Here is a 25519-nt window from a genome sequence, read left to right as displayed (position 1 = left end):
GCAACAAAAAACCCCTCGTGCCCAAGGGCATGCGAGGGGTGGCGCGTCGGTCTGTCACGAGCGGGGCTTGCGAGCCCACTCAGCCGACGCGCCCGCCAAGTACGAGAATTCGGGTGCGCATGGCAACGACCTTCCTCCCGTCCGGGGTGGCGTGTCAAGCAGGTGGGATGACCGTCTCGCCATGCGGACCGGCTCCCGGACCGGTCACGGCCCGGTGTTCGGGCAGGTCGGGGGCCCCGTGGCGAGGTACGACACGGCTCCCCTGGGCGTCCGTGCGGCCACTCGTCCGGGTGTCCGCGGCCAGGTAGGCGCGGCGGGCGGAGAGCGTGCCGTGCGGCTTGGGCAGCGGGTAGCCGCGGCGGGCCAGCGCCCGGCGCAGCCGGGTCTCGTCCAGCGGCGGGGCGAAGGCCGAGCCCTGGCCGAATCGGCAGCCCAGCTCCTGGAGGGCGGCGACCTGCCGGGGCAGGTCCACCCCCTCGGCGGCGGTGGCCATCCCGAGGTCCCGGCCGAGCCGCAGGGCGTGCCCGGCAAGGGTGCGGCTGAGCCCCGACTCGCCCAGGTCCTGGACCAGCGTGCGGTCCAGCTTGAGCCCGTCCAGCGGCAGTCGGGCGAGCGCCCCCAGCGAGCCGCTGCCCGCGCCGTAGCCGGCCAGCCAGGTGGAGACGCCGAGTCTGCGCAGCGCGGCCAGCCGGCGGCCGAGCTCGTCCGCGAGCGGGTCCGGGCCCATCCGGGCCACCTCGATCACCAGCTCGTCGGCCGGCAGCCCGCTGTCGCGCAGCGCCGCGGCCACCGTCTCGTACAGGCCGGGCGAGCAGAGCCGCTCGATCGAGAGCCGGACGGCCACCGGGACGGGCGCCGGGGCGCCGGGGCGCCGCCCGGCCGGGTCGCGGCGGTCGGCCGCGGCCGCCACCGCCTCGTGCACCAGCCAGCGGGAGAACCGGGTGGCCGCGTCGCCGTGCTCGGCCGAGCGCATGAACTCGGCCGGGGTGAGCAGCAGCCCGCCCGCCGAACGCCAGCGGGCCTGGGCCTCGACGGCGGTCACCGCGCCGCTGGAGAGGTCCACCACGGGCTGGTGGAGCAGGGTGAAGCCGCCCTCCCGGACGGCCACCCGCAGCCGTTCCTCCAGCTCGGTGCGGCGCTCCAGGTCGGCCCGCATCGCGGGGGCGTAGAGCACGACCCGGCCCTTGCCCTCGGACTTGGCCCGGTACATCGCCAGGTCGGCGTTGCGCATCAGCTCGTCGGCGGCGGCCCTGGGGTCGGCGGCCGGACCGCGTTCGGGGGTGCCGAAGGCGATGCCGATGCTGGCGGCGACGCCGAGTTCGACGCCGCCGATCCAGTACGGCTCGGACAGCGCGACCCGCAGCCGCTCGGCCAGTTCCTGGACCTGGAGCCGGCCGAGCGGGCCGCAGACCAGCGCGGCGAACTCGTCGCCGCCGAACCGGGCCACGGTGTCCCCGCAGCGGACGGCGCCCTGCAGCCGACGGGCCGCCTGCACCAGCAGCTCGTCCCCGACCTGGTGACCGGCGGTGTCGTTGACCGCCTTGAAGCCGTCCAGGTCGAGGAAGAGCACCGCGATGCCGGCGCCCGTCCCGCCCTGCTGGCCGCGGGTGCCGAGGGCGCCGCGCAGCCGCTGGGCGAACAGCGCCCGGTTGGGCAGGTCGGTGAGCGGGTCGTGGAAGGCGTTGTGCTGCAACTGGGCCTGGAGCATGACGCGTTCGGTGACGTCCCGGCTGTTCAGCAGCAGCCCGTCGCGGTGCCGGCTGACGGTCGACTCGACGTGCAGCCACTCCCCGATCCCGGAGCTGATCCGGCACTCCACCCGGGCCGAGGGCTCGACCGTGCCCGGGGTGCGGTGGGCGGCCAGCCGCACCCGCGCGAGGTAGCGGCGGACCTCGGCGAGCACCCGGTCCACGTCCTCGGGGTGGACCAGGTCCAGCAGGTTGCCGCCGACCAGTTCCTCCGGGTCCCGCCCGTAGACGCCGAGCGCCGCCGGGGAGACGTACGAGAGCACGCCGTTGGCCCCGGCGATCATGATGACGTCGCTGGACCCCTGCACCAGGGAGCGGAAGTGCGACTCCTTGTGGGCGAGTTCCTGGGCCAGCGAGAGGTTGTCGAGCAGCATGACGCCTTGCCTGAGGATCAGTGCCAGCCCGACGGTGCACGCGGCCGCGGCCACCACGCGGTCCAACTGCCGTCCGCCGAGGGCGTTGTAGAGGATTCCGGCGGTGCACACCGCGGCCGCCGCGTAGGGCGTGAGCGCACTGAAGGTGGTGGCCACCCGGCGGCGCGGCAGGCCGCCGGCCGAGGGGTGCTCGCGCAGCGGGCGGCGCCAGCGCGAGGACCACGGCGCCCACGCGAGCAGCAGGCTGCCGGAGAACCAGCCGGCGTCCAGCAGTTCGCCGGAGTGGTAGTTGCTGTGCAGCTCCGGGGAGGTGAACAGGGCGTCGCAGATGACCGTGACGGCGAGCGCGAGCATCGCGGTGTGCACCGCCGCCCGGTTGCCGTCCCGGCCGCCGAAGCGCAGTCCCACCACCAGGCTGACCAGCAGGATGTCCAGCACCGGGTAGGCCAGGTTGAGGGCCAGCCGCAGCGGGGAGCCGGCCTCGCCGGCCGCGATCCGGCCGAGTGCCAGGCTCCAGCTGAGGGTGAACAGCGAGCCGGCGATCAGCCAGCCGTCGAGCAGCAGGCACAGCCAGCCGGCCGCCGTCCGCGGGTGCTGGGCGAGCACCAGCACGCCGGTGATGGCGAGCGGGGCGAACAGCAGGAAGGCGTACGGGGCGAGCGAGTTCTGCGGCAGCGCGGTGCGCACGACCACCTCGTACCAGCCCCAGGTGCCGTTGCCGAAGGCCACCATGAGTGAGGAGAGGCCGAACAGCAGCCAGGCCGGGCGGGCGTGGCCGGCGACCGTGCAGCCGTACACCAGGCAGGACAGCGCGGCCGCGAGGGCCGCCGCGGCGAGCCCGAAGTCGCCCATGAAGGAGGCGAGTTGGGGGGATCCCCAGCTGGTGGCGGCACCCAGCGCATAGGCCAGGCAGAGCGCGCCGAGGACCAGGCCGGGCAGCGAGCGGCTCTCCCGGAGCCGGGCCAGCGGGCCGCGTCCGACCGGCCCCGGCGACTCGGGCGCGGACGTGTCGGCGGGCGGCACGCCCGGTCGTCCGGATCCGGGCAGCACCGTATCGGTGGAGCTCACTCGGCCTCTCCCCCTCCGGCCCGGGGCCTGGCGCCCCGGCCACGGACCACCGGCCGCGCACCTCTCGACCGTACGCGGTGGCCTGGCGCCCCGTCGGGACGGCGGCCCAGGGGGTGGGCGGCCGTCCGGCCACCGCACCGCACCGATGCTCCCGGTCGGGACCCTACACCAATTCCGTCACTCAATGACACGCACACTCAACTTAGAGTAATGGCGACAGAGCGGGGAAAGGCACCCGATTCCGACCGATCGGCCCGGTTGGCGGCGGCGCGCAGACAGGGGCTCACGCGGCGCGCACGGGAGCACGCGACGGCGCCCACCCACCCCGGCGGCCCCGGCCGCCGACCGTTCGGACCCGGTCGGCGACCTGCGGGTTCACCGGCCCGAGGGGGCTGGGTCGTCGGGGAACAGCCGCAGCCGGTGGGCCAGCGCGGCGGCCTCGCCACGGCCGCCGACCTCCAGCTTTCCCAGGATGTTGGACACGTGCACGCTTGCGGTCTTCGGAGAGATGTACAGCTCCTCGGCGATCTGCCGGTTGGTCCAGCCCCGGGCGAGCAGCCGGAGCACGTCCCGCTCACGGGGGGTGAGCCCGAAGGAGTCCCCGACCGCCGGGGCCGGTCCCTGCGCCGCGGCCGGGCGCTCCACCGGGGCCAGTGTGAGCCCCGCGCGCTCCGCCAGTGCGGTGACCTGCGCCGCGAGCGGCCGGTCGCCCCGGGCGGTCGCCAGTTCGCCCGCCTCGCGCAGCAGTTCGGTCGCGGCCTCGCGCCGCCCGGCCCGCACCTGGGCCTCGGCGCCGCGCAGCAGGGCGAGCGCCAGCGGGTACGGCAGCCCGGTCGACCGCAGCTCGGTGGCCGCCTCCGCCCACTGCCCGGTGGTGTCCGCGGCCGCGGCCCGGGCCAGCTCGGCCTCCAGCAGCCGGGCCCAGCCGTGGTGCAGCGGCGACTGGGGCCGCAGCTGGGTGGCCGCGGCGGCGATCGCGGTCAGCGCCTCGGCCCGGCCCGCCGTGGTCTCCGGCGCGCCCAGGCTGTCCGCCTCCACCCCGGCGGCCTCCACCAGCAGCGGGTAGACGTCGGACTCGTAACCGAGCCGCCCGTCCTCCGCGAGCGCGGCGAGCAGCTCCGCCCGGGCGTCCAGCGGCCGCTTGTTGTGCGCGGCGATCCGCACCGCCAGCCGGCTGATCGGCACGCTGTGCTGCGCCTGGCCGAAACGGTTCGCCGACCGGGCCTGCGCCAGCATGGTCGCCGCGGTCGCGAAGTCCCCGCGCAGCACGGCGAGGTCGCCGCGCATCCGGTCCAGGAACTCCGCGTGGGAGCCGGGCAGGCCGATCAGCTCGCTGGCGGTGAGCAGCTCCTCCGCCTCCCGCACCTGCCCGAGGTCGGCGAGCGCCTCGACCAGGTTGCCGGTCAGGATGTTGCCGATGTTGCGCTGCAGCCCGTTGCCGTCCGCGAACTCCAGCCCCTCCCGGGCCAGTCGGACGGCTTCCTCGGCCCGGCCCAGTCCGCGCTGCATGCTGGCCAGGTTGTTGATGCCGCGCAGCAGGAGGTCCGGGATGCCCAGCGCCCGGGCCCGCTCGACCGCGGCCGTCAGCTCGGCCAGCCCGCCCTCGGCGTCGCCCAGCAGGTCGTAGCGCAGGCTGCCGAGGGTCATCCGGGCGTGCACCTCGACCGAGTGGGCGCCGACCTCCCGGGCGATCCCGATCGCCCGCTCGGCCAGTTTGAGGTGTTCGAGGCGGGGCGCCCGGACCACCGCCACGCCCGCGGCCAGGGCGAACACCTCGGCCTGGGTCGCGGACGGCGGCAGGTGCTCCACCAGCCGGTGGGCGCGGGTGATCTCCTCGTCGTCCCCGGAGCGGCGCAGGTTGCCCAGCATCCGGGCCCGGTTGATCCGGAACCAGGCCGCGCGCACCGGGTGCTCGGCCTCGTCGACCAGCCGGATGCCGCGCTTGGCCAGGCTCAGCCCGCGCTCGCGGTCGCCGCAGCGCCGGGCCGCGACCACCGCCTCGGCCAGCACGTCGACCAGCTGGATCCGGTCGCAGTCGGCGTCCGCGGGGCTGTGGTCGCAGGAGCCGGGCGGGTAGGTCTCGGCCCAGTCGTACGGGCGCAGGGTGTGCGCCAGCACCTCCTCGGAGACCAGGTCCCACAGCTCCAACCCCCGCTCCAGCATGCCGAGTTGCTCGGCGAAGGCGTTGCGGCGCCGGGCCGCGCGGGCGGCGTCCAGGGCGGTCGGCAGGGCCCGGGCCGGGTCGTGGGCGTGGTACCAGTAGTTGGCCAGCCGGGCGGGCAGCGCGTCGGCCGGGACGAGTTGCGGCCGGGCCTCCACGGCGAGCGCGAACTTGCGGTTGATCCGGTGCCGTTCGCCGGGCAGCAGGTCGTCCGAGACGGCCTCGCGGACCAGCGCGTGCCGGAACCGGTAGCCCTCGCCCTCGCTGTCCGGGCGCAGGATGTTGGCGCCGACGGCCGCCCGCAGCGCCTCGATCAGCGCCTCCTCGTCGTCGGCCAGGACGGCGGCCAGCAGGGCGTGTTCGACGTGCGAGCCGCCCTCGGCGGCGATCCGCACCACCTTCTGGGCCTCCTCGTCCAGGCTCTCCACCCGGACCAGCAGGATGTCGCGCAGCGAGTCGGTGAGGCCGGCGCCGCAGCCGTCCTCGAAGGCGGTGGCCAGCTCCTCGACGAAGAACGGGTTCCCCTCCGAGCGGCGCAGGATCCGGTCCACCAGCTGGCGGTCGGGGGCGCCGGTGCCGAGGATGCCGGCCAGCTGGGCCGCGACCTCGCGGCGGCCGAAGCGCTCCAGCTCCAGGCGCTGCACGGTGCGCAGCCGCTCCAGCTCGGCCAGGAAGGGGCGCAGCGGGTGGCGGCGGTGCAGGTCGTCGGTGCGGTAGGTGGCGACCAGCAGCACCCGGGAGCGGTGCAGGGTGCGCACCAGGAAGGCGAGCAGTTCGCGGGTGGAGCGGTCGGACCAGTGCAGGTCCTCCACGGCGAACACGAGGGTACGTTCCGCGCCGAACCGTTCGAACAGTCTTGCGGTGTGCTCGAACAGTCGGGCCCGGCCGTACTCGTCGTTGGGTTCGCCGTCCCCCTCGCCGAACTCGGAGAGCAGCCGGGCGAGATGGCCCTCGCTGCCGGCCGCGGCCGCCTCGAACTCGGCGCCCAGCGCGCGGTGCAACCGGCGCAGCGCGGCGGCGAGCGGGGCGTAGGGCAGGCCCTCGGCGCCGACCTCCAGACAGCTGCCGAGCGTGGTGACCGCTCCCCCGTCGGCGGCCCGCTGGAGGAACTCCTCCAGCAGCCGGGTCTTGCCGATCCCGGCCTCGCCGCCGATCAGCACGGCCTGCGGGCTGCCGGTGCCCGCCCGGCGCAGCGCGTCGGTCAGTTCGGTGATCTCGCTGCCGCGGCCGACGAAGACGGGACTCACCGATATCTGCTGCATGGAGGCGAGCATGCCATAGCCGGAGCCACTGGTGAGAGGGGTTATCGCGCGGGGCGAACGCCCGGAGGGGGAGGCGCTCCCCCGCGGCGCCTCCCCCTCCGGAACTGCATCGGCACCGTCCTGGTGCCGGGTCGTCAGCATTCCGTCTGACGCACGGGGCGACGCTGGAAGCGGGCGGCCACCGGACGGCGGCGCAGCCGGGCGACCTGCTTGGCCTCGCGGACCAGACGCTCGTGCTCGGCGCGGGCTTCGAGCTCGTGGGCGTGCTGCTGGATGAGCTGGTACTCGATCACTTCGGGTTCCCCCTGGGGTTTCGCCTTCGTTTCCCTGACATGTAAGAGCTTCCTCCCCCAGTGGGGGGTGCCACATCGGGAGCGTGCCCCATCTTCCGAAGGCCGAGTGCCTTAGATTCGGCGCCAGGAAAGGTTTAAGGCCCCGTCTCACCTAGATACGTAGGTGAGACGGGGCCTTAGGCCTTACTTAGGGGGCCTTAGACGCCTTAGGCGCCTTAGGAAGGCGGGCTTGACGGCCTAGGCCGCCGAGCCTTCTCAGGCGGAGACGCCGAGCCGCTCCAGGATCAGGTCCTTGACCCGGGCCGCGTCCGCCTGGCCACGGGTGGCCTTCATGACCGCGCCGACCAGCGCGCCCACGGCGGCGACCTTGCCGTCGCGGATCTTGGCGGCGATCGCCTCGTTCTCGGCGATGGCCTGGTCGACCGCGGCGCCCAGCGCGGAGTCGTCCGAGACCACGGCCAGGCCGCGCTTCTCGACGACCTCGTCCGGCTCGCCCTCGCCGGCCAGCACGGCCTCGATGACCTGGCGGGCCAGCTTGTCGTTCAGCTTGCCCTCGGCGACCAGCGCGGTGACCCGGGCGACCTGCGCCGGGGTGATCGGCTGCTCGCTCAGCTCGGTGCCGGTCTCGTTGGCGCGACGGGCCAGCTCGCCCATCCACCACTTGCGGGCCTGGTCGGCGGGGGCGCCGGCCGCGATGGTCTCCTGGATCGGCTCCACCGCACCGGCGTTGAGCACCGACTGCATGTCCTTGTCGGTCAGGCCCCACTCGGCCTGCAGCCGGGCGCGGCGCACCCGCGGCAGCTCCGGCAGCCCGGCCCGCAGCTCCTCGACCCACGCCCGGGCGGGGGCCACCGGCACCAGGTCCGGCTCGGGGAAGTAGCGGTAGTCCTCGGCGTTGTCCTTGATCCGGCCCGAGGTGGTGGAGCCGTCCTCCTCGTGGAAGTGACGGGTCTCCTGGACGATGGTGCCGCCGTCGGTCAGCACGGTGGCGTGCCGCTGGATCTCGAACCGGGCGGCCCGCTCCACGCTGCGCAGGGAGTTGACGTTCTTGGTCTCCGAGCGGGTGCCGAAGGTCTCGGTGCCGTTCGGGCGCAGCGACAGGTTGACGTCGCAGCGCATCTGGCCCTTGTCCATCCGGGCCTCGGAGACGCCCAGCGCCTTGATCAGCTCGCGCAGTTCGGCCACGTACGCCTTGGCGACCTCGGGGGCGCGCTCGCCCGCCCCTTCGATCGGCTTGGTGACGATCTCGATCAGCGGGATGCCGGCCCGGTTGTAGTCGAGCAGCGAGTGGGTGGCCCCGTGGATGCGACCGGTGGCACCACCGACGTGGCTGGACTTGCCGGTGTCCTCCTCCATGTGGGCGCGCTCGATCTCCACCCGGAAGGTCGTGCCGTCCTCCAGCTGCACGTCGAGGTAGCCGTTGTAGGCGATCGGCTCGTCGTACTGCGAGGTCTGGAAGTTCTTGGGCATGTCCGGGTAGAAGTAGTTCTTCCGCGCGAACCGGCACCACTCGGCGATCTCGCAGTTCAGCGCGAGGCCGATCTTGACGGCCGACTCCACGCCGATCGCGTTGACCACCGGGAGCGAGCCCGGCAGGCCCAGGCAGGTCGGGCAGGTCTGGCTGTTCGGCTCGGCGCCCAGCTCGGTCGAGCAACCGCAGAACATCTTGGTCTTGGTACCCAGCTCGACGTGGACCTCAAGGCCCATCACCGGGTCGTACGACGCGAGAGCGTCCTCGTAGGAGACCAGGTTCATGACGCTCACAGCGTCCCTTCTCACTTGAAGCTTGGGAGGTACGGGCCCGGCCGCCGCATCGCGCGGGGCCGGGCCGGGGCGCTCGGATCGACTCAGCCCAGCAGCACGTCGTCGGAGGCGAGCTGACGCAGCTCGCGCACCAGCAGGGCGGTGCCGGTGATCAGCGCGGCGGCGCCGACCAGGGCGTTGACCAGCTTGAGGGTGTCGCTCTCCTCGCGCGCCTTGCGGACGTCCTTGACCACGGAGATCGCACCGAACGCGCTGGTGCCGATGGACAGCCACAGCCCGGGCTTGCTGTGCTTCCACCCCTTGATGGAGCTCTGGGCCTTGAGGGAGCTCTGGGCCTTGACGGAGCTCGGGGCCTTGGCCTTCTCGATCTTGCTCACAGTGCCGGTACCTCCTCCAGCAGGGTGTGCCCCCACTTGTCGTTGAGCGCGGCCTCGACGGCGCCGCCCACGCGGTACAGGCGGTCGTCCGCCATCGCGGGAGCGATGATCTGCAGGCCGACCGGGAGATTGTCCTCCGGCGCCAGGCCGACCGGCAGCGACATGGCCGCGTTGCCCGCCAGGTTGGACGGGATCGTGCACAGGTCGGCCAGGTACATCGCCATCGGGTCGTCGGCGCGCTCGCCGATCGGGAAGGCGGTGGTCGGCGTGGTCGGCGAGACCAGGACGTCCACACCGGCGAAGGCGGCGTCGAAGTCCCGCGAGATGAGCGTGCGGACCTTCTGGGCCGAGCCGTAGTAGGCGTCGTAGTAGCCCGAGGAGAGGGCGTAGGTGCCCAGGATGATGCGGCGCTTGACCTCGTCGCCGAAGCCGGCCTCGCGGGTCAGCGCGGTGACCTCCTCGGCCGAGCGCGAGCCGTCGTCGCCGACCCGCAGGCCGTAGCGCATGGCGTCGAAGCGGGCCAGGTTGGAGGAGCACTCCGACGGCGCGATCAGGTAGTACGCCGGCAGCGCCAGGGTGAAGGACGGGCAGGACACCTCGACGACCTCGGCGCCCAGCTCGCGCAGCAGCTCCACCGACTCGTCGAAGCGCTGCATCACGCCGGTCTGGTAGCCCTCGCCGGCGAACTCCTTGACGACGCCGATCCGCATGCCGCGGACGTCGCGCATCCTCGCGGCCTCGACCACGGCCGGGACGGGCGCGTCGATCGAGGTGGAGTCCAGCGGGTCGTGGCCGGCGATGGCCTCGTGCAGCAGGGCCGCGTCCAGCACCGTGCGGGCGCACGGACCGCCCTGGTCCAGGCTGCTGGAGAAGGCGACCAGGCCGTAGCGGGACACCGAGCCGTAGGTCGGCTTGACGCCGACGGTGCCGGTGACGGCGCCGGGCTGGCGGATCGAGCCGCCGGTGTCGGTGCCGATCGCCAGCGGGGCCTCGAAGGCGGCCAGCGCGGCGGCCGAACCGCCGCCGGAGCCGCCCGGGATGCGGGTGAGGTCCCACGGGTTGCCGGTCGGGCCGTAGGCCGAGTTCTCGGTGGAGGAGCCCATCGCGAACTCGTCCATGTTGGTCTTGCCGAGGATGACCACGCCGGCGTCCTTGAGACGGGTGGTCAGGGTGGCGTCGTAGGGCGGGATCCAGCCCTCGAGCATCTTGGACCCGCAGGTGGTCGGGATGCCCTTGGTGGTGAAGACGTCCTTGAGCGCGAGCGGGACGCCGGCCAGCGGGCCCAGCTCCTCGCCCTTGGCGCGCTTGTCGTCGACGGCCCTGGCGGCGGCCAGCGCGCCCTCGGTGTCGACGTGCAGGAAGGCGTTGACCTTCTTGTCGACGGCCTCGATGCGGTCCAGGTGCGCCTGGGCGACCTCGACGGCGGAGACCTCGCCCTTGGCGATGGCGCCCGCGGTCTCGGCCGCGGTGTACTTGATCAGCTCGGTCATCTCGGTCAGTCCTCCCCGAGGATCTGCGGCACACGGAAACGCTGCTCCTCGGCGGCGGGGGCGCCGGACAGCGCCTGCTCCGGGGTCAGCGACGGTCGCACCTCGTCCGCGCGCATGACGTTGGTCAGCGGCAGCGGGTGGGAGGTCGGCGGGACGTCCTGTCCGGCGACCTCGGAAACGCGGGCGACCGCGCCGATGATCACGTCGAGCTGCTCGGCGAAGTGGTCCAGCTCTTCGGGCTTCAGCTCAAGACGCGACAGCCGGGCGAGGTGGGCGACCTCCTCGCGCGTGATGCCAGGCATGCAGCGATCCTCAGGGTGAGTTCTGGTGAGACCCGGCGACGCCTGCGGCGGTGCCGGGCCCGGGCAGGAGCAGCCGGGTTCGGCGCTCCGTCCTCGTGGTCTTTGGACCCCATCCTATGGGGCCCGGCCCGGCCACCGGCCAACGAGTGGACCTGCGGCCCCGTTACCGTCCCCGTCGCCCCCGTCACCCCCGCCGCTACTGCGGCCCGGTACGGGCCCAACCCTGCGCGCCCGGCGTCTGGAAGCCGATCTGCGCGGCGGGCAGCGCCTGGCCGCGCTGCCCGGCCTGCAGGGCGGGCGGCAGCACCGGCGGGAGGGTCGGCGGCAGCACCGGCGACAGCGGGGAGGGCCGGTCGGCCGGCTTGACCGCGGCGGCGCGGTCGACCGGCCTGATGATCGACGGGAGCTGCGGCGGCGCGCCGAGCCGCTCCACCGTCGGGGCGCCGGTGGTGCGGTGCACCCGCAGCCAGGCGGTGGCCTGCTCGGCGGGCAGCGCGGCGGACACCAGCCAGCCCTGGACGGCGTCCACGCCCATGCAGTGCAGCCGCTCCCAGGTCTCGTCGTCCTCGACGCCCTCGGCGACCACGGTCAGGCCGAGCGAGTGGGCCAGCTCGACCGAGCAGCGGACCACCGCCGCGTCGTGGTCGTCGGCGACCATCCGGGAGACGAAGGAGCGGTCGATCTTGAGCTCGCCGACCGGCAGGCTGCGCAGCCGCACCAGCGAGGAGTGCCCGGTGCCGAAGTCGTCCAGGGACATCCCGACGCCGTAGCCGCGCAGTTCCGCCAGGGTGTCGGCGGCGCGCCGGGAGTCGTCCAGCAGCAGCCGCTCGGTGATCTCCAGCTGGAGCGCGTGGGCCGGCACCTGGTGGCGGACCAGGTGCCCGGCGACGCGCTGGGCGAAGCCGGGGTTGAGCACGTCGCGCGGCGAGACGTTGACCGCGACCTGCACCTGGAGGCCCTGCTCGCGCCAGTAGGCGAGCTGGCCGACCGCCGCCTCCAGCACGTAGTCGGTGAGCCGGGGCATCAGTCCGCTGGACTCGGCGAGCCCGACGAACTCGTCCGGGGAGACCTTCCCCTGCCCGGGCCGCTCCCAGCGCAGCAGGGCCTCCAGGCCGACCACCCGGCCGTCGAAGGCCACCTTCGGCTGGTAGTGCAGCTGCACCTCGCCGGTCTCCAGGGCCCGGCGGAGGTCCCCGAGCAGGCCGATCCGGTACGGGGTGTCGGCGTCCTGGGTCTCGTCGTACTGGGCGACCCCGCTGCACTCGCGCTGGGCGTGGCCCATCGCCACGTCGGCGCGGCGCAGCAGCGACTCGGCGTCCTGGGCGCCCTGCGGGTAGACGCAGACGCCGGCGCTGGCCTCCAGCACCAGCAGCAGGCCGTCCAGCCGGATCGGCGCGGCGAGTTCGGCGATCAGGGCCTTGGCGACCCGCTCCAGGCTGTCGGGGCAGTTGATGCCGGGGAGCAGGACGGCGAACTCGTCGCCGCCCATCCGGGCCACCATGGGGCGTCCGCGCCGGTAGTGCCGGGGCAGGCCGGCGAAGACGTCGTCGATGGACTCCCGGGTGGCGCTGCCGGCCGGGCCGCCGGAACGCAGCGCCCGGTGCAGTCGGCGGGCGATGTGAACCAGGAGGCGGTCACCGGCCGTATGACCAAGTGTGTCGTTGAGTGATCGGAAGCGGTCGAGGTCAAGCAGGATGAGGCCGACGCTGTACCCTTCCTCGCGCTCGACGATCGCCTCCTGGGCGGCCAGCAGCAAGGCCTGACGGTTGGGCAGATCCGTCAGGGGATCGGTCAGCTGGTCGCGGGCCCGGTCCCGGGCGATCCGCCAGGCCGCCACCAGGACGGCCAGCGGTACCGCGAACAGCGGCAGCAGTTCGGGTTCGAACCGGTAGACCAGGACGGCCAGCGGGATGAGCGGCGCGGCTCCGGCCAGCAGCACGCCGAGCAGCAGGACCGCACCTGCCACCCCCTGCGGCGGGCGTGTGGGCGCGCCGCCGGTCGAACGATCCATAAGCCCTGTCCTCCGTCGGGCCCGCCCCGTCAGGCCGCCTTACGGTGAGGCACCGTGCCGGTACCGACAGCTGCCGGGCATGGAGCGACCCCGAGGAGCACCGGCTCGGCCGGTGCCCCCACTCCTGCTGACACTCTGTTGCGCTCCAGGGTATGCCGGGGCCTCCCCGGTGGGCAGACTTTCGGACAACCGGAAACGCGCCACCGCGCCCGGGTGTCGCACAGTGACACAATGCCCGCTTTCACCGGACGGCACCCGGTGACGCCGCATCAGGACGATAACAACCCGGATCCGGCCGGCGGCCGCTCGGGTCCGCCCGGGGTCAGCCCTCCGCGGGTGCCTCGACGGCCTCCTCCACCACGGCGGGCTCCGGAAGTCCCAGGTGGGCGCGGGCGGCAGACGGTCCGTCGGCGAGCAGCACCGCGAAGCCCGCGTCGTCCAGGACCGGCAGGCCGAGCTGAACTGCCTTGTCATACTTGGACCCTGGGTTATCACCGGCGACCACGAAGTCGGTCTTCTTCGAAACCGAACCGGTCACCTTCGCTCCACGCGAGGTCAGCGCCTCCTTGGCGCCGTCCCGGGTGTGGCCCGCCAGCGTCCCGGTGACGACCACGGTCAGGCCCTCCAGCGGGCGCTCCGCCTCCTCCTCGTCCGCGAACTCCTCGACGAAACGGACCCCGGCGGCCCGCCACTTCTCCAGGATCTCCCGGTGCCACTCCTCCTCGAACCACTCCCGGATCGAGCGGGCGATGGTCGGGCCCACGCCCTCGACCGCCGCCAGCTCCTCCTCGGTGGCCGAGAAGACCCGGTCCAGGTCACGGAACTCGCGCGCCAGCTCCTGCGCCGCCACCGGGCCCACGTGCCGGATCGACAGGCCGTTCAGGAAGCGCCAGAGCGGGCGGTCCTTCGCCCCCTCCAGGTTGTCCAGCAGGGTCTGCAGCGACTTCTTCGGCTCGCCCTTGGTCGTGGCGAAGAAGAAGACCTCCTTCTCCTTGCCCGTCCGGTCGTCCAGCTTGGGCATGCCGGTCTTCTGGTCGCGCACCAGCACCTTGATCGGCAGCAGCTGCTCCGCCGTCAGCCCGAAGACGTCCCCCTCGTTGTGCACCGGGGCCTCGGCCGGCTCCAGCGGCTGGGTCAGCGCGGTCGCCGCGACGTAGCCCAGCCCCTCGACGTCCAGGCACTGCCGGCCGCCGAGGAAGGCGATCCGCTCCCGGATCTGGGCCGGGCAGTGCTGGGCGTTCGGGCAGCGCAGGTCGATGTCCCCCTCGGACATCGGGCGCAGCTCGGCGGCGCACTCCGGGCAGTGCGAGGGCATCACGAAGGCCTGCTCGGTGCCGTCCCGCAGGTCGTAGACCGGGCCGAGGATCTCCGGGATGACGTCGCCGGCCTTGCGCAGCACCACGGTGTCGCCGAGCAGGACGTCCTTGGCCTTGACCACGTCCTGGTTGTGCAGCGTCGCGTACTGCACCATCGAGCCGGCCACCTTCACCGGCTCGGCCAGCACCGCGTACGGGGTGGCCCGGCCGGTGCGCCCGACGCCGACCTTGATCTCGGCCAGCTTGCCGGTGACCTCCTCCGGCGGGTACTTCCAGGCGATCGCCCAGCGCGGGGACTTGGAGGTGGCGCCGAGCCGGCCCTGGAGGGCGATCTCGTCCACCTTGACCACGACGCCGTCGATCTCGTGCTCGACCGAGTGCCGCTGCTCGCCGAAGTACTTGATGAAGTCCCGCACTTCGGCCAGCGTGCCGACCACCTTGTTGTGCCGGGCGGTGGGCAGGCCCCAGTCGTGCAGCAGCCGGTAGGCGTGCGACTGGTTGTCGATGTCGAAGCCGACCCGGGCGCCGATGCCGTGCACCACCATGTGCAGCGGGCGGGAGGCGGTGACGTGCGGGTCCTTCTGGCGCAGCGAGCCGGCGGCGGCGTTGCGGGGGTTCATGAACAGCCGGATCATCGCCCGGGGCCGCTTGCCCTCCTCGGCGCGCTCCTCGTTCTCCTGCCGGCGGCGCTCGTTCTCCGCCGCGAACGAGGCGTTGAGCGCGTCGAACTCCTCGGTCGGGAAGTAGACCTCGCCGCGGATCTCCACCAGCGCCGGGAGGTCGTCGCCCTTGAGCCGGTGCGGGATCTCCTTGATGGTGCGGACGTTGGCGGTGATGTCCTCGCCGACCCGGCCGTCGCCGCGGGTCGCCGCCTGCACCAACTGGCCGTTCTCGTAGGTGAGGTTGACGGCCAGGCCGTCCACCTTGAGCTCGCACAGGTAGTGGTACTCGATGCCGTGCAGCTCGGTGGCGACCCGGTCCGCCCAGGCGCCGAGCTCCTCGTCGTCCATCGCGTTGTCCAGGCTGAGCAGCCGCTCGCGGTGCTCGACGGCGGCGAACAGCGCGGTGGGGGCGCCGCCGACCCGCTGGGTCGGCGACTCCGGCGTCACCAGGGCCGGGTGCTCGGCCTCCAGCCCCTCCAGCTCGCGCATCAGCGCGTCGAACTCGGCGTCGCTGACGACCGGCGCGTCCTGCTCGTAGTACCGGGCGCGGTGGTCGGTGATCTCCTGCGCCAGCTCGGCGTGCCGCCGGCGCACCTCCGCCGGGACGTCCTCCCAGCCCTCGACAGCCGTCACCGCAAGCCCTCCTACGTTCTCATTCCGGGTTGTCCACCAGGCTCTGCGCCGCCCGCGCAGCGAGCTGCAGCGCCGTGCGCGCGTAGGCAGGGGAGGCCCCGGCGAGCCCGCAGGTCGGCGTCACCAGCACGCGGCGGCCCAGCAGCTCCGGAGCGAACCCGAGCCTGCGCCACAAGGTCCTGATCCCCTGGACACTACCGGCCGGGTCGGACACCGCCTGGTCAACGGAGGGCACGACACCGGCGAGGATCGCCGTGCCGCCCTCCACCGCCTCGCCCAGGTCGTCGTCCTGGCGCTCGGTGAGGAGCGAGAAGTCCAGCGAGATCCCGGCGACTCCGGCCCGGCGCAGCAGCGGCACCGGCACCTCCGGCGCGCAGGAGTGCACCACGACCGGCGCGTCCAGGCCGCGGATCAGCTCGCGCAGCACCTCCTCGGCGACCTGCCGGTCGACGGCGCGCAGCCGCTGGAAGCCGCTGGCGGTCCGCACCGACCCGGCCAGCACGGCGGGCAGCGAGGGCTCGTCCAGCTGGAACACCACCTCGGCCCCCGGCACGCGCTTGCGGACCTCGGCGAGGTGGCGGCGCAGCCCCTCGGTGAGCGAGCCGGCGACGTCCCGGCAGGCGCCGGGGTCGGCGAGCGCCTTCTCGCCGTGCTTGAGCTCGATGGCGGCCGCCAGCGTCCAGGGGCCGACGGCCTGGAGCTTGAGCGCCCCCCGGTACCCCTGGGTGAACTCCTCCAGGGCGTCCAGGTCCTCGCCGAGCCAGGAGTGGGCGCGGCGGGTGTCCCGGCCGGGGCGGTCGGCGAACCGCCAGCCGCTGGGCTCGGTCTGCGCGAAGAGTTCGACCAGCAGGCCGGCGCTGCGGCCGATCATGTCGGCGCCCGGCCCGCGGGCGGGCAGTTCGGGCAGGAACGGCAGCTGCTCCAGCGCCCCGGTGGAGGTCCTGGCGGCCTCCCGGGCGTCGGTGCCGGGCAGCGAGCCGACGCCGGTGGCGGCGCCGCGCAGGTCGGGGAAGGGGTGTCCGGTGCTCACCCGTCCGAGCCTAGTGCGCGGCGCCGCCGACGTTCGCCGGTGTCCCGGTCAGCGCCATCGGTCAGCGCCGTCGGGTCGACGGCGTCGCGACAACGGTCAGCGCCGTCGGTCAGCGGCCGGGGCGGACGGTGATGTCGGTGATCTCGGCGTCCCGGGAGGCGTCCAGGGCGGCCAGGACGGCCTTCGCGACGGACTCCGGCTCGATCCAGCGGGCGGCGTCGTACTCCTTGCCCTCCTGCTGGTGCACCTTGGCCTGCATCGCGGTGGCGGTGCGGCCCGGGTAGACCGAGGTGACCCGCACGCCGTTCCCGTGCTCCTCCTGGCGCAGCGCGTCGGCGAGCGCCTTGAGCCCGTGCTTGCTGGCCGCGTAGGCCGACCACTCGGCGTGGGCGGTGAGGCCGGCGCCGGAGTTGACGAACACCACGTGGCCCTTGGCCAGGCGCAGCGAGGGCAGCAGCAGCCGGGTCAGCTCGGCGGGGGCGACCAGGTTGACGTTCAGGGTGTCCTGCCAGGCCTTCACCGGCAGGTCGCCCACCGTGCCCAGCTCCACCGCGCCGGCCACGTGCAGGACGGAGTCCAGCTCGACGGGCAGGGCCTGGTGCCCGAAGGCCCAGGAGAGCTTGGCGGGGTCGCCGAGGTCGCCGACCAGAGTGCGGGCGCCGGGGAAGCGGTCCCGCAGCTGGCCGGCCCGCCGGGCGTCCCGGGCGAGCAGCCAGAGTTCGTCCCCGCGCTCGGCGAGCTTCTCGGTCAGGACGGCGCCGATGCCGGAACCGGCACCGGTGATCAGGTGTGCAGCCATGGTCCCGATCCTCTCAGGCCTTGAGCAGCGCGAAGACCTCGGCCGGCGTGTCGGCGAAGCCGACCAGCTCGGCCAGCGGCCGCGGCAGGAAGCCCTCGGCGTCCATCCGCTCCAGCTGGGTGCGCAGGCCCGTGTAGAAGCCCTCGGTGTCCAGCAGGACGACCGGCTTGTCGAAGATCCCGTGCTTCTTGAGCTCCAGCACCTCGGTGACCTCGTCCATCGTGCCCAGCCCGCCGACCAGCACCACGACGGCGTCCGCCCGGGCGGCCAACTCCCGCTTGCGCTCGGCCAGATCGGCGGTCATCACCAGCTCGTCGGCGCCGTCGTAGCCCTTGTGCCTGAGCATCTCGACCAGCACGCCGACGAGTCGGCCGCCGGCCGCCTTCACCTCGTCGGCGAGCAGGCCCATCAGGCCGGCGTTGGAGCCGCCCCAGACCAGGGTGTGCCCGCCCTCCCCGAGCAGCCGGGCGAATTCGGCGGCGGGGGCGGAGTAGCGGTCGTCGAGCGAGTACGCGGAGCAGAAGACGCAGATGTTCATGATGCCGTCCGGTCTATCACGTCCGTCCGCCGCCGCTCACCGGCTTTACCACGGCTCCCTCCTTACCCACGGCTCCCTCCTTACTCACGGCTCCCCGCAACCCCTAGGGTGCTGTCCGTGCGCCACCTCGAGATATCCGACCTGATCACGGCCGTGGACCCGCGCGACGGCCGACGGCTCCCGGTCCGGCGCGACGACGTCGTCCGGCAGCTGCGCGAGAGCGGCGACGGGCGCGCGGCCCGGATCGTCGCCGGGCTGCCCACCGACCGGGACGGCGCACTCGACCCCGATGCCGTGGACCGCCTGCTGATCAGCGTGCACACCGAACTCCAGCAGTTGAGCGAGGAACTGCGCATCGGCGAACGCCTGGTCCACGTACTCGGTCCGCTCTTCACCGCGATCCGGACGGCCACCGGGCAGCCCGGGCCGTACCGCCTGGTCGACATCGGGTGCGGTCTCGGCTACCTGGTCCGCTGGCTGGCGGCCACCGACGCCCTGGGCCCCGACGTCGAACTGGTCGGGGTCGATCTCAACGCCGCGCTGGTCGGCGAGGCGGACCGCCTCGCCCGCGCCGAGGGGCTCGACTGCCGTTTCGTGCACGGGAACGCCTTCGAACTGCCGGAGGCCGCAACGGTCTACGTCTCCACCGGCGTCCTCCACCACTTCCGTGGTCCGGCCCTGACCGAGTTCTTCCGGGCCCAGGCCGCCTCACCGGCGCTCGCCTTCTGCCACTTCGACATCGCCTCGACCCGACTGGCACCCGTCGGCGCCTGGATCTTCCACCTCGCCCGGATGCGCCACCCGCTCGGCCGCCACGACGGCGTCGTCTCCGCGCTGCGCGCGCACAGCGACGAACTGCTGCTGCGCGCCGCCTCGGCACCCGGGATGCGCGCGCTGGTGTACGAACCACGCGGCCTGTCGAACCCGTTCTGCACCACACTGCGCCCGGTCATCGGTGTGCGCCCACCCTTGGAGGCGCCGCTGCGCCGGACCCTCGGCCGGGCCGCCCGCCGCCTGGTGGGCCCGGAGCACCTCGCCGGGGCCACCCGATGACGCCCGCCGTGCCCCTCGCGTTCCTCGGCCTGGTCGACGCGACGTGCAGCGGCTTCCGCGCCTACGCCGGACGCGACGCCCGCATCCGCAAACACCGGGCCGCGGCCCGGGCCGCCCTGCGCGGGCTGGCCGTCGGGGCCCTCCTGCTGCTCGCCCCCGCGCTGACCGCCGCCCTGCTGCTGCTGACGGCGACCGACCGGGCCGGAGCCTATGCCACCCTGGCCGCCGGCGGCGACGGGTACCTGCTCCCGCTCATCCCCTACGCCGCTGCCGTACTGCTCTCCCTCGCCGCCTACTTCGCCCTGCCGTTCCGCGCCAGCACGCTCGCCATGGTCATCGGCCTCGGCCCGCTCACCCTGCTGCGCCCGCTCGCCGTCGCCGCCGCCTGCCTCAGCGCGGTCCTGGGCGGCGGCGGTGCGTCCGGCCTGGTGGTCGGCGCGATCGCGGGCACCGCCATGCTGGGCGTCGAACCCCTGGTGCACCGGCGCTGGTACCGGCGGGTGCAGTAAGGGGCCTGCTGTGACCGGGCGGCCCGGTCGCAGCAGGCCCCGAAGGACGGTCACGGGTGCTGGAAGAGCACCTCCGGGTTCGCCGCCGACGGGCCGTCCAGCAGGGGCTGGTGGAGGCCCTTGAGGGTCCGGTCGAAGAAGGCCCCGACGTACTCCCGGGTCAGCTGCATCCCGCGCTCCGGCGAGGTGGTCGACCCCGCGGGGGCGGGGAGGCCGGCCTCGGCGGCCAGCACGGTGACGTCCGTGAAGCTCGCGTGGTTGGTGCCGGCGACGGTCAGCCAGGGCTTGTAGCCCTGCCAGCCCGCCCAGGTCTGCGCCCAGGAGGTGTCCCCGCCGTTCGTGGAGTGGTTGCTGTCCTTCCCGAGCAGCAGGAACGAGCGGCCCTTGAGCGTGTCGGTCGGGATCGGCGCCCAGAAGGTGCCGTCCATGTTCACCCCGGCCAGGATCCGCCGGTCCTCGGCCATCGCGTTGAGCGTCGACGCGCCGCCGATCGAGTGCCCGGCCATGCCGATCCGGTCCCGGTCGATCAGGTGGGACAGGCGCCACACCGGGTGCTGCCCGGTCAGCTGGTCCAGGACGAAGGAGACGTCCTTCGCCCGGCTGTCCGGCAGCGAGTCCGGCGCACCGGTGTCGCACAGCGCGCAGCCAGGGGTGCTGCCGTCGGCGAGCGTCTCACCGGAATCCTCGTAGGTGTGGCCGACCAGCGCCACCACGTAGCCGTGGGCGGCCAGGTCGGTCGCCAGGCCGGTCAGCGTGGCGCGCGGGTTCTCGAAGCCCGGGGAGAGCACCACCAGCGGGAACCTCCCGCCCGCGGCCTTCGCCCCGGTGTAGGCGTGGGTGTCGACGTCGACCAGGTCCTGCGCCGTGAGCCCGGTGCCGGCCGGCACCCGGGTCGCCAGGAAGCCCTGCGCCTCGCCGGGGGTCATGTACGGGGCCGGCGCCCCGGTGCCCTGCCGGGCCGGGTAGAACATCGACACGGCCAGCTGCCGCGGCCCGGCGGAGGGCACCCACGGATCGGTGCGGCTGCGGTCGGTCAGCCGCAGCACCTCCTCCCCGGCCGCGTACCGCCCGCTCGGGGCGGGCAGCTCGCCGTGGAAGGCGGCGGTGGCCGGCGCCTGCCCGGCGACAGCGGCGGACGCGGGCACGGGCGAAGGCGCGGCCGACGCGGCCCCGGCCAGCGGGAGCGGAAGGGCGAGAACGAGCGCTGCGACAGCCGCGATGCGGCGGATTCGGGTCATGTCCCCGACGGTAGGTCCGCGCCCCGACCCCCGGATCAGCCGCCCGAATGCCCTCTCCGGCCCCGCTCATCCCCCCGGCCCAGCCCCGTCATCCCTCCGGATGACACCCCCCGTGACCCCCTCAGACCCGCGCCGCCGCCGGGCGTTCGGTGGTGGCGACCGGGCCTCAGGCGTGCTCGACCAGCGGCCTGGTCACCGGGACCACCGTGAGGATCCCTTCGAGGCCCTTGAAGTCGTCGGGGTTCGTGGTGAACAGGGGCAGCTCCTCGGCGATCGCGATCGCCGCGATCATCAGGTCCGCCACCCGGCGCCTGGGCTTGCGCCCGGACCCGACCACTGCGGCGCAGACCCGACCGTAGATCCGAGCCGCTTCGGCATCGAAGGGAATCGGGTCGAACTCGTTCTCGGCCCGCTGGAGCACATCGAGGCGCCGGGCCCGTTCGGCGTGCTCGTCGTAGTCGTTCTGGTCCTCGTTCCGCCGGACCTCGTGCGGTCCGGCGGAGAGTTCGGCGAGGGTGATGGCGCTGATGGCCATCTCGGCCGGAAGTTCGGCCGGGTCCACCCACTTGCGCAGGATCATGATGTTGGTGTCGAGCAGGCCCTGCTGGTGCTCAGGAGCCATGGCGGCCGTCCGCCCACTGCTCGGCCGTGGCCTCCTGGTCGGCCCGGAAGGCCTCCAGGGACAGGTCCGGAGCGCTGCGCGACATGGCCGAGAATTCGGCCCGGGAAACGAACCGGCGACGGCGCCTGAGCGGGATCAGCTCGCCGATCCGGTGCCCGTCCCTGGTCACGGTGAAGGACTGCCCGGCCTGGACGGCGTCCATGATCTCCTCGGGCCTGCTGCGCAGGTCCCGCTGGCTGATCTCGGGTTGCACTGACATGCCTCCAGCGTAGGGGCCGACATGTCGGTGCAGCACGGCGTTCGAACCGATCCGGTCAGCTCCCGACGGGGTGCGCCGCCGGGCGCTCGGTGGTGGCGATGGTGGCGGAGCCGATGACGCGGGTGCCGTCGTAGAGGACGACGGCCTGGCCGGGGGCGATGCCGCGGGCCGGGGTGTCGAGGCGGACGTGGAGGGTGTCGTCGACGACCGAGGCGGCGACCGGCACCTCCTCGCCGTGGGCGCGCAGCTGGGCGGTGTAGCGGCCGTCGACCAGGGGCTCGGTGCCGCACCAGCGGGGGCGGATGGCGGTCAGGGCGGTGACGTCCAGGCCCTCGACCGGGCCGACGGTGACGGTGTTGTTCACCGGGGAGATGTCGAGGACGTAGCGCGGCTTGCCGTCGGCGGCCGGGCGGCCGATCCGCAGGCCCTTGCGCTGGCCGATGGTGAAGCCGTAGGCGCCGTCGTGCTCGCCGAGCTTGGTGCCGTCCACGTCGAGGATGTCGCCGGTGGCGGTGCCGAGGTGCTGCGCCAGGAAGCCCTGGGTGTCGCCGTCGGCGATGAAGCAGATGTCGTGGCTGTCGGGCTTCTTGGCGACGGCCAGGCCGCGCTGCTCGGCCTCGGCCCGGATGGCGTCCTTGGTGGTGTCGCCGAGCGGGAAGAGGGAGTGGGCGAGCTGGTCGGCGTCGAGTACGCCGAGGACGTAGGACTGGTCCTTGGCGGCGTCCACGGCGCGGTGCAGCTCGCGCGAGCCGTCCGGCCGGTCGACGACGCGGGCGTAGTGGCCGGTGCAGACGGCGTCGAAGCCGAGGGCGATCGCCTTGTCCAGCAGCGCGGCGAACTTGATCTTCTCGTTGCAGCGCAGGCAGGGGTTCGGGGTCCGCCCGGCCGCGTACTCGGCGACGAAGTCGTCGATCACGTCCTCGCGGAAGCGCTCGGCGAGGTCCCAGACGTAGAAGGGGATGCCGATCACGTCGGCGGCGCGCCAGGCGTCCCGGGAGTCCTCGATGGTGCAGCAGCCGCGCGCGCCGGTGCGGAAGGACTGCGGGTTGGCGGACAGCGCCAGGTGCACGCCCGTCACCTCGTGCCCCGCTTCGACGGCGCGGGCGGCGGCGACGGCGGAGTCGACCCCGCCGGACATCGCCGCGAGCACGCGCAGGCGGCCGGTGGACGGAGTGGTCGGGGCACCCGGGAAGTCAGTCATGGTGAGTACAAGCCTACGGGGCCGCCGGACATGCCCGGGGCCCCGGAGTTCGGGGAGGGCCCCGGAGTTCGACGGGGACCCCTACCGCCGTACGGAGGCCAGCCCCGCGTTGCGGGCCCGCTGCACCGCGGGGCCGATGGCCGCCACCAGCGCCGTGACGTCCTCGCGCACCGAGGTGTGCCCGAGCGAGAACCGCAGCGAGGCGCGGGCCAGCAGCGGGTCGACGCCCATCGCGAGCAGCACGTGGCTGGGCTGCGGCACCCCGGCCGAGCAGGCCGAACCGGTGGAGCACTCGATGCCCTGGGCGTCGAGCAGCATCAGCAGCGCGTCGCCCTCGCAGCCGGGGAAGGAGTAGTGGGCGTTGGCGGGCAGCCGCCCCTCCCCCGCCGGGTCGCCGTTGAGCACCGCGTCCGGGACGGCCGCGGCCACCCCGGCGACCAGTTCGTCGCGCAGCGCGCCGAGCGTCACCGCGTGCTCCTCGCGCCGTTCGACGGCCAGCGCGGCGGCGGCCGCGAAGCCGGCGGCGGCGGGGGCGTCCAGGGTGCCGGAGCGCACGTCGCGCTCCTGGCCGCCGCCGTGCAGCAGCGGTACGGGCGTGGCGCCGCGGGAGAGCAGCAGGGCGCCGATGCCGAACGGGCCGCCGATCTTGTGCCCGGTGACGGTGAGCGCGGTGAGGCCGGAGTCGGCGAAGGAGACCGGGACCTGACCGAGCGCCTGCACCGCGTCGGCGTGCATCGGGATGCCGTACTCGGCCGCCACGGCGGCGAGTTCGCGCACCGGCTGGACGGTGCCGACCTCGTTGTTGGCCCACATCACGGTGACCAGGGCGACGGAGCCGGGGTCGCGCTCGATCGCGGCGCGCAGCGCCCCGGGGTGCACCCGGCCCAGGGCGTCCACCGGCAGGTACTCGACCGTCGCGCCCTCGTGCTCGGAGAGCCAGTGCACCGCGTCCAGCACGGCGTGGTGCTCGACCGGGCTGGACAGCACCCGGGTGCGGGCCGGGTCGGCGTCCCGGCGGGCCCAGTAGAGGCCCTTGACCGCCAGGTTGTCGGATTCCGTGCCGCCGCCGGTGAGCACGATCTCGCTCGGGCGGGCGCCCAGCGATTCGGCCAGCGACTCGCGGGACTCCTCGACCACCCGGCGGGCCCGGCGGCCGGCCGCGTGCAGGGACGAGGCGTTGCCGACCACCCCCAGGTGCGCCGACATCGCGGCGATCGCCTCGGGCAGCATCGGCGTGGTCGCCGCATGGTCCAGGTATGGCATAACCATCCGATTGTAGAGGGCATGCCCCGGGGCCCCACCAGGCCCGGGCCCGGGTGCGCACCGATCCGGCCACGGCCGCGGCCGGCGGACGCCAGCGTCCGGCACTGGTTTGTACCACTGCGCCGCCCAGCGGTTAGCCTGACGGCCACTTCTCCATCGGGTTCCAGCGTTCCAGGGGGCGCCATGTCGCAGTCGGTCGACCGCGCGCTGACCCTGCTCGGTTCGCTCGGCGACGGGCCGCTCTCGCTGGAGCAGGCCGCGAGCAGCCTCGGGGTGCACAAGTCCACCGCGCTGCGGCTGCTGCGCACCCTGGAGGAGCACGGGTTCGTCCGGCGCCAGCCCGACCTGCGCTACCGGGTCGGCGGCCGGGTGCTGTCGCTGGCGCACCGGGCGCTGGAGGACTTCGACGTCCGGCAGGTCGCCGCGCCGTACCTGGCCGCGCTGAACGCGCGCTGCGGCTACACCGTCCAGCTGGCCGTGCTGCACGACGGCGAGGTGCTCTACCTGGACGAGGTGGCCGCGCCCTCGGCCGCCCGGCCGCCGCGGATCGGGCGCCGCGCCCCGGTGACCGGGACGGCCGTCGGGCGGGTGCTGCTCGCCGGGCTGCCGGAGGACGGCGTCCGCGAGGAGGAGCTGCCGGCCGAGCTGGCGGCGGTGCGCCGCCGGGGCTGGGCGGCCGAGTCGGCCGAGCACCGGGAGCCGGTGACCTGCGTGGCCGCGCCGGTGGCGGGCAGCGGCGGGCGGACGGTCGCGGCCTGCGCGCTGAGCGCCCCGGCCGGCCAGGTGCCGCCGGCCGAGCTGGCCCGGATGCTGCCGGAGCTGCTCTGCACGGCCGAGGCGATCTCGCTGGCCTGCGGCGGCTCGCCTACTCCTCGCTGGTGCGAGAACCGTTGCGGTGCCAGGCCCGCGGGGCACGCCAGCCGTACTTCAGGGCGAGCATCCGCAGGACGAAGGCGGTGAGCGCGGCGGCGGTGCCGGTGGCGCCGGTGAGCCGGTCGGCCCCGATCAGCACGGCCACCAGGGCGGCGCCGACCAGGGCCGGGACGGCGTAGATCTCGCGGTCCCAGCGCAGCAGCGAGGGGATCTCCCCGGCCAGCACGTCGCGGATCACCCCGCCGCCGGCCGCCGTCACCATGCCGAGCGCGATCGAGGCGACGGCGCCGAGCCCGTAGTCGTGCGCCTTGGCGGTGCCGGTGACGCAGAACAGGCCGAGGCCGAGGGCGTCCAGGGTCTGCACGGAGCGGTTGATCCGCTCGACCTCGGGGTGCAGGAAGAACACCACGAGGCCGGCGGCCAGCGGGGTCACGAAGTAGCCGAGGTTGGTGAACGCCGCCACCGGGGTGGCGCCGATCACCAGGTCGCGCATCACCCCGCCGCCGAGGGCCGTGACCTCCGCCAACACGCAGATCCCGAAGATGTCCATGTTCTTGCGGACGGCGAGCAGCGCCCCGGAGAGGGCGAAGACGAAGATGCCGACGAGGTCCAACGATTGCTGCACGTCGGAGGGGAAGATCTGCGAGGTCACGGGAACAACTATGACCTGCGC

The 25519-nt window shown here is 73.9% G+C and carries 20 protein-coding genes and 1 pseudogene; 3 read left to right on the top strand and 18 right to left on the bottom strand.

Annotation, left to right across the window (positions count from 1 at the left end; all coding sequences use genetic code 11):
• Positions 1-154: 154 nt before the first annotated feature.
• The 12 genes and pseudogenes from ACFV8H_RS06245 to ACFV8H_RS06190 all read right to left on the bottom strand — a co-directional run bounded on the left by ACFV8H_RS06245 (position 155) and on the right by ACFV8H_RS06190 (position 17828).
• Entirely contained in the window at positions 155-3088 is a 2934-nt protein-coding gene (locus ACFV8H_RS06245; RefSeq protein ID WP_380396917.1) for a putative bifunctional diguanylate cyclase/phosphodiesterase, read from the bottom strand.
• 477 nt (positions 3089-3565) lie between these two features.
• Positions 3566-6613, bottom strand: coding sequence for a helix-turn-helix transcriptional regulator (locus ACFV8H_RS06240; RefSeq protein WP_380396898.1), 3048 nt, complete (start codon positions 6611-6613; stop codon positions 3566-3568).
• A 134-nt stretch (positions 6614-6747) separates the two neighbouring features.
• Positions 6748-6906 carry a hypothetical protein gene (locus ACFV8H_RS06235; protein ID WP_375891549.1) on the bottom strand — a complete coding sequence of 53 codons (159 nt, stop codon included), beginning with the start codon at positions 6904-6906 and terminating at the stop codon, positions 6748-6750.
• A gap of 255 nt (positions 6907-7161) precedes the next feature.
• On the bottom strand, positions 7162-8670 hold the full coding sequence (gene gatB / locus ACFV8H_RS06230; protein WP_380396896.1) for an Asp-tRNA(Asn)/Glu-tRNA(Gln) amidotransferase subunit GatB: 1509 nt from the start codon (positions 8668-8670) through the stop codon (positions 7162-7164).
• 83 nt (positions 8671-8753) lie between these two features.
• Positions 8754-9047: a hypothetical protein gene (locus tag ACFV8H_RS06225; protein WP_380396894.1), complete on the bottom strand. Its 294-nt coding sequence runs from the start codon at positions 9045-9047 to the stop codon at positions 8754-8756.
• Complete coding sequence (gene gatA, locus ACFV8H_RS06220) at positions 9044-10537, bottom strand: Asp-tRNA(Asn)/Glu-tRNA(Gln) amidotransferase subunit GatA (protein WP_380396893.1); 1494 nt, start codon at positions 10535-10537, stop codon at positions 9044-9046. Before gatA ends, ACFV8H_RS06225 begins: the two co-directional genes overlap by 4 nt.
• Before the next feature lie 5 nt (positions 10538-10542).
• The gene (gatC, locus tag ACFV8H_RS06215; protein WP_030057414.1) at positions 10543-10839 is read right to left on the bottom strand and encodes an Asp-tRNA(Asn)/Glu-tRNA(Gln) amidotransferase subunit GatC; all 297 of its coding nucleotides are present in this window, start codon (positions 10837-10839) and stop codon (positions 10543-10545) included.
• A gap of 196 nt (positions 10840-11035) precedes the next feature.
• A pseudogene (locus tag ACFV8H_RS06210) lies at positions 11036-12787 on the bottom strand (putative bifunctional diguanylate cyclase/phosphodiesterase); the annotation flags it as partial.
• A 385-nt stretch (positions 12788-13172) separates the two neighbouring features.
• Positions 13173-15461, bottom strand: a complete 2289-nt coding sequence (ligA, locus tag ACFV8H_RS06205; RefSeq protein WP_380396891.1) for an NAD-dependent DNA ligase LigA — start codon at positions 15459-15461, stop codon at positions 13173-13175.
• A 19-nt stretch (positions 15462-15480) separates the two neighbouring features.
• The gene (locus ACFV8H_RS06200; protein WP_380396889.1) at positions 15481-16491 is read right to left on the bottom strand and encodes a methionine synthase; all 1011 of its coding nucleotides are present in this window, start codon (positions 16489-16491) and stop codon (positions 15481-15483) included.
• Positions 16492-16600: 109 nt separating this feature from the next.
• Positions 16601-17290 (bottom strand): SDR family oxidoreductase, encoded by a 690-nt coding sequence (locus tag ACFV8H_RS06195; RefSeq protein ID WP_380396887.1) that lies wholly within the window; start codon positions 17288-17290, stop codon positions 16601-16603.
• 13 nt (positions 17291-17303) lie between these two features.
• Complete coding sequence (locus tag ACFV8H_RS06190; RefSeq protein WP_375891543.1) at positions 17304-17828, bottom strand: TIGR00730 family Rossman fold protein; 525 nt, start codon at positions 17826-17828, stop codon at positions 17304-17306.
• Between the two features lie 117 nt (positions 17829-17945).
• On the opposite strand from ACFV8H_RS06190, the gene ACFV8H_RS06185 reads away from it, so the two are divergent.
• Positions 17946-18881, top strand: a complete 936-nt coding sequence (locus ACFV8H_RS06185) for a class I SAM-dependent methyltransferase (protein ID WP_380396885.1) — start codon at positions 17946-17948, stop codon at positions 18879-18881.
• Positions 18882-18889: 8 nt separating this feature from the next.
• Positions 18890-19390 carry a hypothetical protein gene (locus tag ACFV8H_RS06180; RefSeq protein ID WP_380396883.1) on the top strand — a complete coding sequence of 167 codons (501 nt, stop codon included), beginning with the start codon at positions 18890-18892 and terminating at the stop codon, positions 19388-19390.
• A gap of 50 nt (positions 19391-19440) precedes the next feature.
• Here the strand turns inward: ACFV8H_RS06180 and ACFV8H_RS06175 are convergent, their stop codons facing one another.
• The 5 genes from ACFV8H_RS06175 to ACFV8H_RS06155 all read right to left on the bottom strand — a co-directional run bounded on the left by ACFV8H_RS06175 (position 19441) and on the right by ACFV8H_RS06155 (position 23973).
• On the bottom strand, positions 19441-20628 hold the full coding sequence (locus ACFV8H_RS06175) for an alpha/beta hydrolase family protein (RefSeq protein WP_380396882.1): 1188 nt from the start codon (positions 20626-20628) through the stop codon (positions 19441-19443).
• A gap of 166 nt (positions 20629-20794) precedes the next feature.
• Positions 20795-21250 carry a type II toxin-antitoxin system VapC family toxin gene (locus ACFV8H_RS06170; RefSeq protein WP_380396880.1) on the bottom strand — a complete coding sequence of 152 codons (456 nt, stop codon included), beginning with the start codon at positions 21248-21250 and terminating at the stop codon, positions 20795-20797.
• Positions 21240-21509 (bottom strand): type II toxin-antitoxin system Phd/YefM family antitoxin, encoded by a 270-nt coding sequence (locus ACFV8H_RS06165; RefSeq protein WP_380396878.1) that lies wholly within the window; start codon positions 21507-21509, stop codon positions 21240-21242. The genes ACFV8H_RS06170 and ACFV8H_RS06165 overlap by 11 nt, the downstream gene beginning before the upstream one ends.
• A gap of 55 nt (positions 21510-21564) precedes the next feature.
• On the bottom strand, positions 21565-22710 hold the full coding sequence (gene mnmA / locus ACFV8H_RS06160; protein WP_380396876.1) for a tRNA 2-thiouridine(34) synthase MnmA: 1146 nt from the start codon (positions 22708-22710) through the stop codon (positions 21565-21567).
• A gap of 81 nt (positions 22711-22791) precedes the next feature.
• Entirely contained in the window at positions 22792-23973 is a 1182-nt protein-coding gene (locus ACFV8H_RS06155; RefSeq protein WP_375891540.1) for a cysteine desulfurase family protein, read from the bottom strand.
• A gap of 183 nt (positions 23974-24156) precedes the next feature.
• Between ACFV8H_RS06155 and ACFV8H_RS06150 the strand changes: the two genes are divergently transcribed.
• Positions 24157-24933, top strand: coding sequence for an IclR family transcriptional regulator (locus ACFV8H_RS06150; protein WP_375891539.1), 777 nt, complete (start codon positions 24157-24159; stop codon positions 24931-24933).
• On the opposite strand, the gene ACFV8H_RS06145 is transcribed toward ACFV8H_RS06150, so the two are convergent.
• Positions 24839-25498, bottom strand: a complete 660-nt coding sequence (locus ACFV8H_RS06145) for a trimeric intracellular cation channel family protein (protein WP_380396874.1) — start codon at positions 25496-25498, stop codon at positions 24839-24841. The genes ACFV8H_RS06150 and ACFV8H_RS06145 overlap by 95 nt on opposite strands.
• Positions 25499-25519: the final 21 nt, after the last annotated feature.

It is taken from the genome of Kitasatospora sp. NPDC059827 (assembly GCF_042731675.1).
GTDB lineage: Bacteria > Actinomycetota > Actinomycetes > Streptomycetales > Streptomycetaceae > Kitasatospora.
Note: the sequence above shows the minus strand (reverse complement) of the source record. Positions and strands in the feature narration are given on the sequence as shown.